Genomic DNA, 14,929 nt, shown 5'->3' on the forward strand with positions numbered 1-14,929 from the left:
CGCGACTGCACGGGCGAGAGCGGACTCCTTGTCGGGGTCCGAGTCGGTAACGACTGTTAGGACACTGGGCGGCGGATTTCAACGCCAAATCCGCGAGTTGCAACGTCACAAGCCTGACATGGTCCTGTGCCGCCGCCCTGCCGGCTCCGGACAATTTTCAGCAAATTTTACGCCTTAACCAATGCTTAAGCATCGCCTCCGCGTGATTGAAATTCCCGCTAGAGATCGTGGAAATTTCCACGGATCCCGCCGGAACTGGCCAACACCGAACACCTCGCCGCCAGCTCGGATCGCCGCGCTCTCCCCCGCGGCGAGGAGGTGATGCATCGGCTGATCCTGTGTGCCATCGTCGCCGCCATCGAGGCCGCCATCGCCTTCGTCCTCGTGCTCGGCGCGGCCGTCGCCTACCATCTGTGGGGCCTGCACCAGTCGCTGGCGACCTTCGACGGGCACTTCTACGTCGCCTATGGCGTGCTGACCGCCTTCGTCTATGGCCTGTTCGCCGCCGTCGCCTGCTCCCGCCTGCTCGACCGCACGGTCACGCCCTATCTCGACATCCAGCACGCCTTCTATTCCTGGACCGCCTCGATCGGCATCACGCTGCTCACCGCGTTCCTGCTCGGCCGCGTCGGCGATTTCTCGCGCGTCTCGCTGACCACCGCCTACCTCGTCGGCATTCCCGTGATGTTCGTGGTGCGCAACCTCGTCCAGACCTTCGTCGACGGGCGCATCCGCCGCGGCGAATTGCACTACGACACCATCGCCGTGATGGGAAACCGCGCCGACGTGCTCAATTTCCTCCTCGGCGGCGAGATCTGGCGGCAGGGCCACAAGCTGCAATCCACCCTGTATTTCGAGGAGGCCCGCGACGAGGCCGGCAGGCTGCGCCCCGAGGCCGTCCTGCAGTTCGCGCAACGCAACCTCAGGCACGGCACCGACCAGCTCGTCTTCGTCGGCAACCTCGCCGAGCTCGACGCCTTCGAGGGTGTCGCCAGCGAGCTCAAGCGCTACGCCCTGAACCTGCTCTACGCCCCCGCCTCGCGCAACCGGGCGCTGAAATTCCTCGACGTCACCGCCATCGGTCCCAACAACGTGCTGCGCATCGTGCGCACGCCGATGGGCGAAACCTCGGTGATCCTCAAGCGCGCCTTCGACATCGTGCTCGCCGGCCTCGGGCTGCTGCTGCTGTCGCCGCTGCTGGCCCTCGTCGCCCTGCTGATCGTCGTCGAATCCCGCGGCCCGGTGATCTTCCGGCAGGCGCGCCGCGGCTTCAACGGCGACACCTTCATGATCTGGAAGTTCCGCTCCATGCGGGTGGTCGAAAGCGGCTACCGGATGCAGCAGGCGCAAAAGAACGACCCGCGCATCACCCGCGTCGGCCGCTTCATCCGCGCCACCTCGATCGACGAGCTGCCGCAGCTGGTCAACGTCCTCACCGGCCAGATGAGCCTGGTCGGCCCGCGGCCGCACGCCGTCTCGCACGACGAGGCGCTGAGCCGCGAGCTTGCGGTCTACGCCCATCGCCAGCGCATCAAGCCGGGCATCACCGGCTGGGCCCAGGTGCACGGCTTCCGCGGCGAGACCACGACGCGCGAGCAGATCGAAGGCCGCGTCGAGCACGACATCTACTACATCGACAACTGGTCGATCCTGCTCGACCTCTGGATCATCATCCTCACCGTGTTCCACCCCGCCGCCCGCAGGAACGCGCGATGAGCGTGCTCGACATCATCGGCGGCGCCGCGCCGGAACGGGACGCGCCCACCATCGTCCTCGGCGGCCTGCCCATCACCGTCATCGACCGCCGCGCCGAAGCCGAGCTGATGGTGCGCCTTGCGGCGCGCCGGCGGCCGCAGGGGCCGCTGTTCTTCACCTCCGCCAATGGCGAGGTCATCGCCCGCACTGCCTTCGATCCGGCGCAGGCAGCCCTCTTTGCACTGGCCGACCAGATCGTCGCCGACGGCCAGCCGCTGGTCATCGCCTCGCGCCTGCTCTGCCGCGAGCCGCTGCCCGAGCGCGTCGCCACCACCGACCTCTTCCACGACGTGGCGCGGCTGGCGGAAACCACCGGCACCAGCTTCTACCTGTTCGGCGCCACCGAGGCCGAGAACGCCCGCGCCGTGGCCGCCGCTCGCGCCGCCTATCCGCGCCTCGACATCGCCGGTGCCACGCATGGCTATCTGGACGGCGCGGCGCTCGAGGCAAAGCTCGCCGAGATCGACGCGCTCGCCCCCGACATCTTGTGGCTCGGCCTCGGCGTGCCGCGCGAGCAGATATTCTTCCGCGAGCACGGCCACAGGCTCCGCCATGTCGGCATGATCAAGACGGCCGGCGGCCTGTTCGACCACATGGCCGGGAAAGTCCGGCGCGCGCCCCTGCTCTGGCAGCGCCTCGGCTTCGAATGGCTGTGGCGGCTGCTGATGGAGCCGCGCCGCCTGTTCGTGCGCTACCTGACCACCAACCCCAAGGCGCTCTACGCCATGCTGAGGAATTCGCGATGACCGCGGACACCGATATCGCCATCGTCGGCGGCGGCCTCGCCGGCACCATCGCCGCCATCGCCCTTGCCCGTACCGGCGCACGCGTCACCCTGATCGACCGCAACGCCGTGCCGCCCGACGAATTCCGCGTCGAAAAGCTCGGCGGCATGCAGCTCGAAAGTCTCGAGCGCCTCGGCCTGCTCGACCTGCTCGCCGCGCACTCCACCCGCTTCGACCAGTCGCTCAACATCCGCCATGGGCGCATCGTCGACCGCACCAATGCCCGCTACCAGGCCGCCTTCTACGCCGACATGGTCAAAACCATGCGCAGCGCCCTGCCAGGCGGCGTGCGCACTGTCATCGGCCGCGTCACCGAGCTTGCGACCGGCGCCGAACTGCAGCAGTTGACCATCGCCGAGCACGGCACGCTCGGCGCCCGCCTCGTCGTCCTCGCTAGCGGCATGAGCGATTTGCTGCGCGCCCGCCTCGGCATCACGCGCGAGGTGCTGCACGAGCGCCAGTCGCTGACCTTCGGCTTCAATTTGAGACCGCGCGACGGCATCGCTGCTCATCCGGCGCTGACCGTCTATGGCGAGCGCCCGCGCGACGGCATCGACTATCTGACCCTGTTCCCCATCGGCGGGCTCATCCGCGCCAACCTCTTCGTCTTCCTCGACCACCGCGACGCGTGGATCAAGGCGCTGCGCGCCGACCCGCTCGCCGCGCTCGACGACAGGCTCCCCGGCCTCCGCCATCGCCTCGACGACGTCGAGCTCGAGGGGCGGGTGCAGAACTGGATCATGGACCTCGCGGTCGCCCGCAACGTCCGGCAGCCGGGCGTGGTGCTGATCGGCGACGCCTACCAGACCTCCTGCCCCGCCGCCGGCACCGGCGTCAGCCGCCTCCTGACCGACGTCGAGCGCCTCGCCGCCCATGTGCCGGCCTGGCTGGCGACGCCCGGCATGGACGCGGCCAGGATCGCCGCCTTCTACGACGATCCGGTCAAGGCGGCGATGGATGCGCACGCCCTCGGTCTCGCCGGCTATCGCCGCGCCTTCACCGTCGACACCCGCCTGTCGTGGCGCGCCCGGCGGCAGGCGCAGTTCCTGCGCCGCCGCCTGCTCAATGCCATCGATACGCTGAGCCCGCCGCTGGCAGCCCGCATCCGCGCCCTGCGCGCCTAGTCCCCGACGCGCTCCGGCTGCTCCGCAAGCACCGCCGGCTCGGGCGCCGCCGCGGCGTCGTCCTGCGGCCGTGCCTTGCCGGTGCGCGAGTCGAACAGGCTGCGCGCCAGCGCCTTCACCGACGGCAGCCGCTCGACCACCGCCGAGGCGACGAAGCCGAGCGGGCTGCCGGCCCGCAACAGCTGCCACATCGGCGTCGGCTGCGCCCCGAACGTGCGCTTGTAGGGCTCGTCGCCGATGGTGAAATCGAGCAGCGTCTCGCCATGCGCGATGCAGTCCCGCGCGATCTGCTCGAACAGCAGGCTGCCCAGCGACTGGTTCTTGAACTCGGTCTGGGTGAAGCCGCCGAGGATGACGAGGAACGCGCCGCCATGGGCAAGCCCCAGCGCCGTGGCGACGATGCGGCCGTCGACCGTCAGGCGATAGGTGCGCGCCAGTTCCGGCCGGCGCGCGATCGCGAGGTAGAAATCGAAATAGGCCGGCACCTGCAGCAGCTCGCCGCCGCCATTGAGCTCGAAGCGGTCGCGGCGGAAGACCTTCATCGCCTCGAACGCCGCCCTGAGGCCCACCGCGTCGGTGACTTCGGCAAACGCCACCTCGCCCTTGCGCCTGAGCTGCCGCAGCTTCTTGCCGAGTTCCTTGCCGTAGGAGCGGTTGAGGTGGCTGGCCCGCCAGCTCTCGAAATCGCCGTCCAGCGGCACCGCATAGGAATTGGTGCGCATCGGCCGCAGCGCGCCGACCCCGAACAGCCGGTTGAGCGGCAACGCCCCGTCCGGCAGCTTGCCGATGCGCAGCACGTCGTGCGGGCCGATGGCCGCAACGATCTGCCGCCACGTCGCGCCGCCGGCGACGATTGCGCCGAACGTCGCCGGGTCGGTCACCACCGCCGTATAATCGGAGACGCGCAGATCGGCGAACTCCACCACCTTCAGCATGCCGTAGCGCCGTCGCACCAGCGGCAGCACCGCCGCCAGCGAGCGATCGGCGGCATGGCGCAGCACCACGATCAGCGGCGTCGCGTCGTTCGCCGCCACCAGCCGGCCATAAAGCTCGGCAAGCCAGGCGGGATGCTGGAACGCCGTCGCTGACGACGCGCGGTACAGCGCGGCATACTCCGGCGAGGCGAAGTTGAAATCGTCTTCAACCGAAACAGCGAACACGAGGGCGACGCCCCTCCCTTGATCTGCCGCTCCTCATCGGCCACGCCGCAGCCGGCGGCAACTTACGCTTGCGCAAATGGTTTACGCCGGCGCCGCCGCACCGAAGCGCGGTTAAGGTTGACGCCAATTCCGCCGCCGGGCGGGCAGAAATGCTTTGCCTCCGGCCCCGTCTGCGGCGACCCTGCCGACAGCCGGCGTTCCGCGCCATTGCAGCAAGAACGGTGTTTTATGCAAATTGACATCATCGTTCCGCGCCCGGCCCGCCGCTGGCACGCGATCCTCGCCGACCGCCTCGCGGCCGCCGGTCACGATCTCGCGATCATCCCCGCCGCCGCGGCCGGCTGGCCCGCCACGACGCGCGCCGTGCTGGCGCTCGAGCGCCGCCTCCTCCATCGCGGCGCCCTGTCGGCCGCCGTCGATCTGCCGGCCCGTTCCCGCCCCGGCGCCGCCGATCTCGCCGTCGATCTGACCGGCACCGCCGCAGCGACGGCCCCCACCCTCCGCCTCGCCTTCGACGGCACCGTCGACGACGCCGCCGTTCCCGCCGCGCTGGCCGGCGGCCGCCTGCCCGAGATCGACATCGTGCTCGACGGCCGCGGCTTCGGCCACGCCGCGCCGATGGTCGACAACCGCGTCGTCATGGCCGCCGGCGCCGACGACGTCTTCGCCCGCGCCATCACCCTCGCCGTCGCCGCCGTCGCCCGCTACGGCGCCGGCGACCGCGCCACCGCGCCGCTCGCCGCGCCCCCCGACAGCGGCGCCTTCGCGCTGCGCTACCTCGGCTCGGCCCTGCCGCGCCTCGCCCGCGAAGCGCTGCGGCGCCGCCGCTACCGCTTCGCCCATTGGCGCGTCGGCTACCGCCTCCTCGACGGCCCCGGCGTCGCCGAGACGGGCGCGCTCGGCGCCGGCTGGTCCGTGCTGCCCGACGACGGCAGCCGCTTTTTCGCCGACCCCTTCCCGGTCGAGCACGACGGCCGCCGCTACATCTTCGTCGAGGACTATCCGCACACCACGCGCAAGGCCGTCATCTCGGTCTCGGCGCTCGACGACCACGGCGTCGCCGGCCCGCCGGTGCCCGTGCTCGAAGCGCCGCACCATCTCTCCTATCCGCAGATCTTCGCCCGCGACGGCAGCCTCTGGATGCTGCCCGAAGGCAGCGGCGGCGGCGGGCTGACGCTCTACCGCGCCGAGCGCTTCCCCGATCGCTGGACCCCGGCGGCCACGCTCCTCGGCGGCGAGATTTCCGACGCCACCCTCGTCGAGCACGACGGCGCCCTCTGGCTGTTCGCCACCGACCGCGACGGCGGCCTCGGCAGCACCTCCGACACGCTGGTGGTGTATCGCGCCCCGACGCTGCTCGGCCCGTGGACGCCGCATCGCCGCAATCCCATCCGCATCGACCGGCGCCGCGCCCGTCCCGGCGGCGGCGTCATCCGCCACGGCAGCGAGCTGCTGCTGCCGGTGCAGGACGGCACCGACGGCTATGGCGCCGGCCTCGGCCTCAGCCGCATCGTCCGGCTCGATGCCGACGAAGTGGTCCTCGGCGAGCCGCGCCCGGTGTCCGGCGCCGGCGACTTCCCCTATCCGCAGATCCATACCCTCAACCGCGCCGGCCGCCTCGAAGTGATCGATGGCATCGCCGCGGTGCGGAAGCGCTAGGCAACCTCGCACAAAACAATATCCGGCGAATTCTGCCCCCACCCTCGTTCCCTCCCCGCAAGGGGGAGGGAGGCGATGGAGCCGCGATCACGGTGGTGCAGTCGGGCTCCCCTCCCCCTTGCGGGGAGGGGCTGGGGGTGGGGGCCACAACCACAAAATTCCGTATCCTAAGTCCGGACCAGCAGCGCCTCATACTCGGCGCACATGCGCTCTGGCGAATAGCGCTCCGCCAGCTGCCGCCCGGCGCGCGACAGCGCCGCGGCCAGCGCCGGATCGCTGCGCACCTGTTGCACCGCCGCCGCCAGCGCCTCGGGCCGTTCGGCATCGGCGTAGATCGCCGCCTCGCCCAGCACCTCGCGCAGCACCGTCAGGTCATTGGCGACCACCGGCAGTCCCGCGATCGCCGCCTCCGCCGCCGCCAGCCCGAACGTCTCGGTTCGCGACGGAAACACGTACACATCGCCGGCCGCGAGGAAATCCGCCAGCTGCTGCCGCGGCAGCTCGCCGACCAGATGCAGCCGCCCGCCGATGCCCTTCGCCGCCGCCAGCGCCAGCAGCGGCTCCCGCTCCGGCCCGACCCCCGCCAGCGCCAGGTGCACGTCGGGCAGCGCCGCGAGCACGCCGACCAGCGCCGCGTGGTTCTTGTCGCGCGTCAGCCGCCCGCTCGACACCATGAGACAGCTCCCGGCCGGCAGGTCGAACGCCGCCCGCGCCTCGCGCCGCCCCAGCGCGCTCGCCGCGGCGGCGACGCCATGGTCGATCCGCTTGAGCCGCCTGCGATAGCCCGCGGGATAGCCGTCGAACTGCGCCGCCAGCCAGCCCGAATTGGCAATGGAATAGTGATACACACCGGCGAGCCCCAGCAGCCGGTCGGCCAGCGCCGCCGGCCAGCCGCCATGCCGGCCCGGCGCCCCGCTCTGGTTGGCGAGCAGGTGCCGCGCCCCGGCCAGCCGGCCGGCGATGGTGCCGGCGATGTTGCCGTAGTGCTGGTACGAGATCACCGCATCGGGGCGCGCCCGGCGCATGTAGCCGACGAGCCCCGTCACCGCGCGCAGCAGATCGCCGGCGCCGCGCGGCCGGTGCGCGAGCACGAAATCGGCGTGCGGATCGCCATCATAGGCGTCGGTCTTGCGATAGAGGAACACCGTGCGCACCTCGTGGCCGCGTGCCCTCAGGCCCGCGCCGACCATGTCGGACACCCGCTGCGCCCCTGCCGCTTCGGCCTGCGTCTGCACCTGGACGATCTTCACCTGCGGCTATCCCAGCACGCGCCGGCCGGCCGGCAGCCGCAGCAATCCCAGCACCGACGAGTCGATGCCGATGCGCCGTTTGGCGATGCCGACCGAAATGCTGTTCCACACGATCAGCGTGCCGGCGATGCTCGCCGCCGCGCCCGGCGGGCCGAGCTGCCACGTCGCCAGCGCCGTGACACAGAGGCCGATGGCGTTGACCGCCACCAGCACCTTGAGCAGCGAGTTCTGCAGTCCCGTCAGGTGCGACAGCAGTTCGATCGGCCCGCACGCCGCGGCGAAGCTCGCCCCCAGCGCGAAAATGATCAGCACCGCATGCGTGCCGGGCGTCGCATAGGCCGGATCGAAGATTCGGAGGATGAACGGCCCGAACGCGGCGAACACCGCCAGCGTCAGCACCGCCACCACGCTCGCGCCCAGCGCCGTGAGGCTGGTGATCCGCTGCACATGCTCGGTGTCGCCGCTGTAATAGGCGCCGCTGATTTCCGGCGCCAGCGCCTGGTTGATGCCGGTGAGCGCCAGCAGCACCACGCGCGTCGTGCGGTCGGCGACGAACACCGCGCCCGCCACTTCCGGCCCGAGGATGGCGGCGACCAGCAGCGTGCTCACCTGCCCCAGCGCCGGCGGCAGCGACGTGGCGCCCCAGAGCCCCAGCGTCACGCTGCGAAATTCCCGCTTCTGCTCCAGGCTCAGCGGGGTCCGCTCGAGCCGCAGCGTGTCGCGCAGCAGCAGCACCGCCTGCGGCAGCACCGACAGCAGCAGCAGCCCGGCCGTGAGCAGCGTCACCGTCACCGCGTCGGTGCTCCCATGCGTGACATAGAGGCCGCCGGTCGCCAGCAGCACGAGCGCGCGCCACACCACGTCGCGCGGCAGCAGCGCCCCCACCAGCACGCTCTTGGCGCGGAACGCGCCCGAGGCGAATTCCGACCAGCCCAGCGCCAGCGACAGCAGCGCCGCGGCACAGCAGAGCGGCAGCCATTCCGGCGTCGCCACGCTGAACCCCGGCAGCATGCCCACCAGCACCAGCCCGGCGCTGGTCGCCACGAGGCCGCCCATGGCGACCAGGATCGAGCGCAGCATCAGGCTGTTGGCTACCCCCTTTTGTCCGGCGCCGGCATATTGCGGCCAGAAGCGCAGCACCACGCTCTGCTGCCCGACGCTGGCGAAGAACGACACCAGGCTCGCCCCGGCATAGGCGGCGCTGAACAGGCCGAACTGCCGCTCGTCGGTCACCAGCGCCACCGCCAGGAACATCGCGAACGACAGCCCGGCGCTCGCCAGCTTGATGATTCCCGCGACCGCGCCGTTGCGGGCGAGGCCGGTCACCGAAATGCGTTCGGCCGGGGCCGAATAGTCAATGGCTTCGGTGCTGCTCACTCAGGTTCGCCATCCGCGGGACAGGATCGCACCCGGGACCGACGCCGCGTGCATGCCCGCTTATCGCCAATCGCGCCACCCGCTTCCACCGCCACGGCCCGCAATGGTTACTCCGGCCCCGGCTGGAACGGCGATCCGATCGCTCGCATTTGACTCAAATGCAGCGGCTTTAAGGTTAACCGCCGCCTAACATTGGTTGGTCTTGGCCCGCGCGATAGCTTCGCCCCAAACAGGACCTCGCGGCACCATGACCTCCGCCATTCTCGACTATCGCAACCCGCCTCCGCTGTTCGACGTGGGTGCCGTGTGGAGCATCCTCTGGCGCCGCCGCCTGCTGGTGGTGCTGGTGACCGTCGCCAGCATCGTTCTGGCCTCGCTCTATGTCCTGGTTACGCCGGCCAGCTACACCGCCACCGCCGCCATCCTGGTCGATCCGCGCGACATCAAGACCACCAATATCGACAGCGTGCTGCCCGGCATCGGCGCCGACAGCGCCGCCATCGCCAGCCAGGTCGCGGTGATCGAATCGCGCGATCTGCTCGGCAAGGTCTTCGACCGGCTCGGCCTTGCCGCCGACCCCGAATTCGCCGGCTCCGGCGGCGGCCTGCTGGGCATCCTCCGCCCCGCCGCTCCCGCCGACGACGCCGTGGCGCTGCAGAAATTCCTGCGCGCCGTCAACGTCGAGCGCGAGGGCCTGACCTACGTCATCGACGTCACCGTCAAATCGGCCAGCCCCGACAAGGCGGCCCGCATCGCCAACGCCGTGGTCGAGCAGTACATCGCCGCCAATGGCGCGCAGCAGACCAATGCCGCCGCCAGCGTCACCAGCACGCTCAATACCCGCATCACCGCCTTGCAGGCCGACGTCGGCGCCGCCGAGCGCGCCGTCGCCGACTTCAAGCAGCAGAACGGCATCTACGACGAAACCACCGGCGGCACCCTGCAGTCGCAGATCGACGCCATCTCGGCGCAGGTCGTCGCCGCCCAGGACGCGCTCAGCCTGGCGCAGGCCCGCCTCGACCAGGCCAGGGCCGCCGGCACCTCGCCCGCCGCCCTGCTCCGCCTCTCCGACGCACTGTCGTCGCCGGCCATGGACGCCTTGCGCACCGACTACAACCAGAAGGCCGCCGCCCTCGCCAGCGCCCAGGCGACGCTCGGCCCGCGCCACCCCACCGTGGTGCAGGCCAATGCCGAGCTCGCCAAGGTCGTGGCACTGCTGTCGCGCGAGGCGGCGCGCATCTCGCGCCAGCTCCAGGCCGACCGCGACCTCGCCGCCGCCAATCTCGACAAGCTCGATGCCAGCCTCGCCGGCATGCGCCGGAAAGCCGCCGACATGAACCTGGCGCAGGTACAGCTTCGCCAATTGCAGGGCAAGGCCGACGCCGCCCACAAGGTGCTCGACGATTTCCAGCAGCGCTCGCAGGAGACGGCGCAGATCGAGGGCCTGCAGAACCAGCAGGTGCACGTCATCTCCCGCGCCGCCGCCCCCACCGAGGCCACCTGGCCGAAGCCCGCTCTGCTGCTGCCGGTCAGCGCCGTGCTCGGCCTGCTCGCGGGCTCGGGCCTGGCGCTGCTGCTCGGCCCCGCCGCGCGCGATACCGCCCCGGCGCCCGCGCCGGTCACGCCCGACCGGCCCCGCCGCGAGCGCGGCCTCGCCCGCGCCACGCCCGCGGAATTGCCGCGCTCCACCGCCCGCCGCTATGCCAGCCTCGACAGCGCCCGCCGCGAAATCTTCGGCACCGACGCGACGCCGCTGACCCAGGCCGTGCAGGATTTGCTGCGCGAAGTGCTCGCCGTGCTGCCCACCCATGACGGCCCCTTCGTGCTCGCCGTCACCGCCAGCGATCCCGAGCTCGCCGCCTATGGCACGGCGCTCGCCGCCATGGGCCTCGAGCGCATCGGCGGCAAGGCGCTGGTCGCCGAGCCCGGCGAAATTCCCGGCGACGCCGCCGCCTACCGCTTCATCCTCGTGGGCGACACCCATCACCTCGCGTCCAGCGCCGATCTCGACATCCGCGTCGCCTCCACCGACGAGTTGCGGCGACGCCCGCTGCATCCGGGCGAGGTGGCGCTGGTGCTGCCCGGCGAGCCGCCGCCGCGTCCGCAATTGGTGCCGGTGCAATCGCCATCGCGCCCCTCGAGGGTCGCCGCGGTACAGTGACCGCCTTGCGCGTCACCCGCCGCACCGCCCTCGCCGCGCTCGCGGCCGGCGTCGTCGCACCCGCCCTGGCGCAGGCTTCGGCACAGGCGCGCGTCCCGAGCCGCGGTTTCGCCCTGCCCGACTGGCTCGCCGCCACGCCGCGCGAACCGGCCCCGGCGCTGCTCGACCGGTTGCGTGCGCTGGGCTTCGAGACCATCCGCCTGCCCGTCGATCCGACCTTCGTGTCGCCGGCCACGCTCGGCCGCATCGCCGCGGTGCTGGCAACGGTGACCGCCCATGGCTTCAACGCCATCCTCGACCTGCACCCGGGTGGCGACATCGACTCCGACCAGATCCAGCTCTGCTGGCGGCTGCTGGCCCCGGTCGTTGCCGCCACCGATCCGGACCGCGTCTATGCCGAGCTGCTCAACGAGCCGCCATTGGCACCGCGAGCGTGGGATAACCTGAGAGAATCGCTGGTCGAAATCGTTCGCACTGCCACCACAAACCACACGGTGATCTGGGGTCCCGCCCGCGTGCAGGGCATCTGGGAGCTCGACGCCACCGGCCCCCTGGCCGACGCCAACAGCATCGTCGCGGCGCACTATTACACCCCGATGCTGTTCACCCATCAGGGCGAGACCTGGGACCCTAACCCCCTCGCCCGCATGCACAATCTGCCCTTCCCGCTCAGCCCCGACATGCCCGAGATCACAGCTCTCGCGGCCACCCTCGACGCCGCCGACCGCCGCTATCTCGAGGCCGAGCTCAAGACCGCCTGGACCGCCGCCCGCATCGCCGGCGACCTCGCCACCCTCGCCGCCTGGGCCAAGGCGCACGGCACCCCCGCCCTGCTCGGCGAATTCGGCGTGCTCGATTTCGCCGTCGATCCGCAAAGCCGCGCCCGCTGGGTCCGCGTCGTGCGCGAAGCCGCCGAGGCCAATGGTATCGGCTGGACCTATTGGGAAGCAGACCAGGGCTTCGGCTTCGTCGCCGATCGCGCCGCAGCCGGCGGCATCGATGCCGGCATGGTCGAGGCGCTGCTCGCATGACTACCGACGCGCTGCAGCAGCCCCCGCTTCGCCTGCGCCTCGCGCCGGCCGCCGCCGAGGCGCTGTTTCATGCCGGCATCGCCGTGCTCGTCGTCATCCTCTCGGTCTCGAGCTTTGCCGTCTCCACCGTCTTCGGCGTCGCCGCCAGCTTCGTGATGACGGCGATCGTCGCCATCGCCGTGCCGGCATCGATCCCGCTGCTCGTCGCCGTCTCCTTCGTCACCCAGAACATGGTGGTCGCCTGGTACACGCCGAGCATCCCCGACAACACCGATTTCGACGCCCTGCGCGGCGCCAATTTCGTCATTCTCGCCACTGCCTTCGCCGCCTTCTTCCTCGCCGCCTTCCAGGCGCGGGCTCGCGCCATCGCCGAGTTGCGGCCCTGGATCGTCGGCGGCGTCTGGCTGTGCGGCACGATCGTCGTCTATCTCGGCCTCGGCGCCGTGCACGGCGACGCCAAGGACGCCATCGTCTATTTCCGCAACGTCATCACCCCGATCGCCTGCTTCTACGTCGCCATCATCGCCGCCAGCCTCTATCGCATCGACCTCACGCGCACCGTGCCCTGGCTCGCCGGCTTCGCCATCGCCTACGGCTATTGCGAGCTCGCCTTCGGCATGGATTTCCTCAGCCTGTTCCACGGCGACCAGTACATCCTCCGCGCCATCGCCCGGCAGATCCAGAGCGGCGCCTACGAAAAGGCGCTGCAGGAGACCGGCTTCGTGCTCCGCGGCCTGCAGGACGTGCTGCTGACCAATCTGTTCAACCTGCCTATCCCCGGCCTGCCGCAGGTCTTCCGCATCGGTGGACCGACGTTCCATTCGATCAGCTTCGCCTACGCGCTGAGCATCGTCTCGGTGTGGTTGCTGTTCAACAGGCGCTGGCTGCTGCCGCTGCTGGCGCTGCCGCTGCTCCTGGTCATCGGCTCCAAGGGCGCTATGTTCCTGCTGCTGGTCGGCCTGTTCGTCCGCCTCGCAAAGCCGCTGCTCGGCATTCGGCCGGCGCTGCTGCTCACCGTTGCGGCGTCGGTGGCCTGGGTTGCCGGCTCGATCGGCTTCGGCATCCGCGCCGGCGACTACCACGTGCTCGGCCTGTTCGCCGGCCTGCGCGAATTCACGCACAATCCGCTCGGGGTCGGCCTCGGGCTCGGCGGCAACCTGTCGAGCACCACCGTCGACGTCAACTGGGATCTCGCCCAGGCGCACGGCGCCGCCGCCCAGCCGATGGAAAGCGCCATCGGCGTCATGCTCTACCAGATGGGCATCGGCAGCCTGCTGTTCCTCGCCTTCCTGCTGGCCATTGCCCGTGCCGCGTGGCGTGCCTATCGTCGCAGCGGCGATTTTGCCGTGCTGTTCCTAGTGGTCGCGGTCGTCGCCATCACCGCCAACGCCGTGCTGCAGGAGGAGGCCTTCTTCTCGCCGCTGGCGCTCGGCTTCGCGCTGCTGCTCGGCGGCGCCCGCCTTGCCGCCCACTGGTCGCCGACCTCACAGGCGCGGAGTTTCCGCGAGTAAATATTTATTGCCGCCTTGGCCGGTTTTTGCCATCAAGGCTGCCGAGAGGTGGGGCTCCCCCTTCAAGCTGAAGCCAATGGTTACCCTCAAGGAAATCGCCAAAGCCGTCGGTGTGTCGACCGCGACCGTGTCGCGCGTGCTCAATTTCGACCAGACCCTGTCGGTGACGGCCAGGAAGCGCCAGGCCATCATCGAGACGGCCGAGGCGATGAACTACGCCACCCCGCGGGCGCGCAACCGCGCCAACCAGCAGGGCCTCAACAAGGTGGCGCTGGTGCATTTCCTGCGTCCCGAGCAGGAGCTGATCGACCCGTATTACGTCGGCCTCCGCCTCGGCATCGAGAGCCGCTGCCAGGCCCTCAAGATCGAGACGGTGAAGGTCTACCACACCGAATCGCTGCCCGAGGCGTCGCTGCTGCAGAGCGCCTCCGGCGTCATCGCCATCGGCGGCCATCGCGAGCATGAGATCGCCTGGCTGAAAAAGCACAGCCGCCACGTCGTCTTCGCCGACTTCGCCCCGCCGTCGGGCGAGTTCGACGGCGTCGACAGCGACCTGCTGCTCGCCATGCGCAAGCTGCTGACCTCGCTGACCGAGATGAACTACCGCCGCATCGGCTTTGCCGGCTGGGTCGACGAGAACAGCCCCGGCCCCTACGAGGAGAGCCGCTGCCGCGCCTATGTCGCCTGGATGCAGGAGCACGATCTGTTCGAGCCCAAGCTGTGCGCCACCGACCGCGCCATCGAACGCAACACCGAGCAGACCGGCTACCAACTGGGCCTGCGGCTGCTCGGCCAGAAGAAGCCGCCCGACGTCATCGTCACCTGCAACGACAACATCGCCGTCGGCGTCTATCGCGCCGCGCACGAGCTCGACCTCGCCATCCCCGACGATATCGCCATCGCCAGCTTCAACGACATCTCGGTGGCGCAATTCCTCAACCCGCCGCTGACCACCGTGCACCTGCCCTCCGAAGAGATCGGCGAGACCGCCGTCGAGCTGCTGCTCGAGCGCATTGCCGGCCGCGAGCTTGCCAAGCGCATCACCCTCGCCAACCAGATCATCTGGCGCGGCAGCACGCGCCGGCCGCCGGCGGCGATCTGAAAATCCCGGAATAA

Annotated in this window: 11 protein-coding genes; 8 read left to right on the top strand and 3 right to left on the bottom strand. The window is 70.4% G+C overall.

Annotated elements, in window-relative coordinates; all coding sequences use genetic code 11:
- Positions 1-321 precede the first annotated feature (321 nt).
- Genes BGO82_RS15410 through BGO82_RS15420 form a run of 3 tightly spaced genes read left to right on the top strand, consistent with a single transcriptional unit; the run spans position 322 to position 3,664 of the window.
- Complete coding sequence (locus BGO82_RS15410; RefSeq protein WP_291306505.1) at positions 322-1,716, top strand: exopolysaccharide biosynthesis polyprenyl glycosylphosphotransferase; 1,395 nt, start codon at positions 322-324, stop codon at positions 1,714-1,716.
- Positions 1,713-2,501 (top strand): WecB/TagA/CpsF family glycosyltransferase, encoded by a 789-nt coding sequence (locus BGO82_RS15415; protein ID WP_291306506.1) that lies wholly within the window; start codon positions 1,713-1,715, stop codon positions 2,499-2,501. The genes BGO82_RS15410 and BGO82_RS15415 overlap by 4 nt, the downstream gene beginning before the upstream one ends.
- Positions 2,498-3,664, top strand: coding sequence for an FAD-dependent oxidoreductase (locus BGO82_RS15420; protein ID WP_291306507.1), 1,167 nt, complete (start codon positions 2,498-2,500; stop codon positions 3,662-3,664). The genes BGO82_RS15415 and BGO82_RS15420 overlap by 4 nt, the downstream gene beginning before the upstream one ends.
- Here the strand turns inward: BGO82_RS15420 and BGO82_RS15425 are convergent.
- On the bottom strand, positions 3,661-4,824 hold the full coding sequence (locus tag BGO82_RS15425; protein WP_291306508.1) for a GNAT family N-acetyltransferase: 1,164 nt from the start codon (positions 4,822-4,824) through the stop codon (positions 3,661-3,663). The two genes, BGO82_RS15420 and BGO82_RS15425, sit on opposite strands and share 4 nt — an antisense overlap.
- Before the next feature lie 228 nt (positions 4,825-5,052).
- Between BGO82_RS15425 and BGO82_RS15430 the strand changes: the two genes are divergently transcribed.
- Complete coding sequence (locus tag BGO82_RS15430) at positions 5,053-6,483, top strand: hypothetical protein (RefSeq protein ID WP_291306509.1); 1,431 nt, start codon at positions 5,053-5,055, stop codon at positions 6,481-6,483.
- 167 nt (positions 6,484-6,650) lie between these two features.
- On the opposite strand, the gene BGO82_RS15435 is transcribed toward BGO82_RS15430, so the two are convergent.
- Positions 6,651-7,733 carry a glycosyltransferase family 4 protein gene (locus tag BGO82_RS15435; RefSeq protein WP_291306510.1) on the bottom strand — a complete coding sequence of 361 codons (1,083 nt, stop codon included), beginning with the start codon at positions 7,731-7,733 and terminating at the stop codon, positions 6,651-6,653.
- 6 nt (positions 7,734-7,739) lie between these two features.
- A complete protein-coding gene (locus tag BGO82_RS15440; RefSeq protein WP_291306511.1) occupies positions 7,740-9,110 on the bottom strand; it encodes a lipopolysaccharide biosynthesis protein in 1,371 nt (456 codons plus the stop codon).
- Positions 9,111-9,357: 247 nt separating this feature from the next.
- Between BGO82_RS15440 and BGO82_RS15445 the strand changes: the two genes are divergently transcribed.
- From BGO82_RS15445 to BGO82_RS15460, 4 genes are all read left to right on the top strand, one after another.
- Entirely contained in the window at positions 9,358-11,271 is a 1,914-nt protein-coding gene (locus BGO82_RS15445) for a GumC family protein (protein ID WP_291306512.1), read from the top strand.
- The gene (locus BGO82_RS15450; RefSeq protein WP_291306513.1) at positions 11,268-12,302 is read left to right on the top strand and encodes a cellulase family glycosylhydrolase; all 1,035 of its coding nucleotides are present in this window, start codon (positions 11,268-11,270) and stop codon (positions 12,300-12,302) included. The genes BGO82_RS15445 and BGO82_RS15450 overlap by 4 nt, the downstream gene beginning before the upstream one ends.
- On the top strand, positions 12,299-13,813 hold the full coding sequence (locus BGO82_RS15455) for a hypothetical protein (RefSeq protein ID WP_291306514.1): 1,515 nt from the start codon (positions 12,299-12,301) through the stop codon (positions 13,811-13,813). The genes BGO82_RS15450 and BGO82_RS15455 overlap by 4 nt, the downstream gene beginning before the upstream one ends.
- A gap of 76 nt (positions 13,814-13,889) precedes the next feature.
- Positions 13,890-14,915 (top strand): LacI family DNA-binding transcriptional regulator, encoded by a 1,026-nt coding sequence (locus BGO82_RS15460; RefSeq protein ID WP_291306515.1) that lies wholly within the window; start codon positions 13,890-13,892, stop codon positions 14,913-14,915.
- Positions 14,916-14,929: the final 14 nt, after the last annotated feature.

This window comes from Devosia sp. 67-54 (assembly GCF_001899075.1).
GTDB lineage: Bacteria > Pseudomonadota > Alphaproteobacteria > Rhizobiales > Devosiaceae > Devosia_A.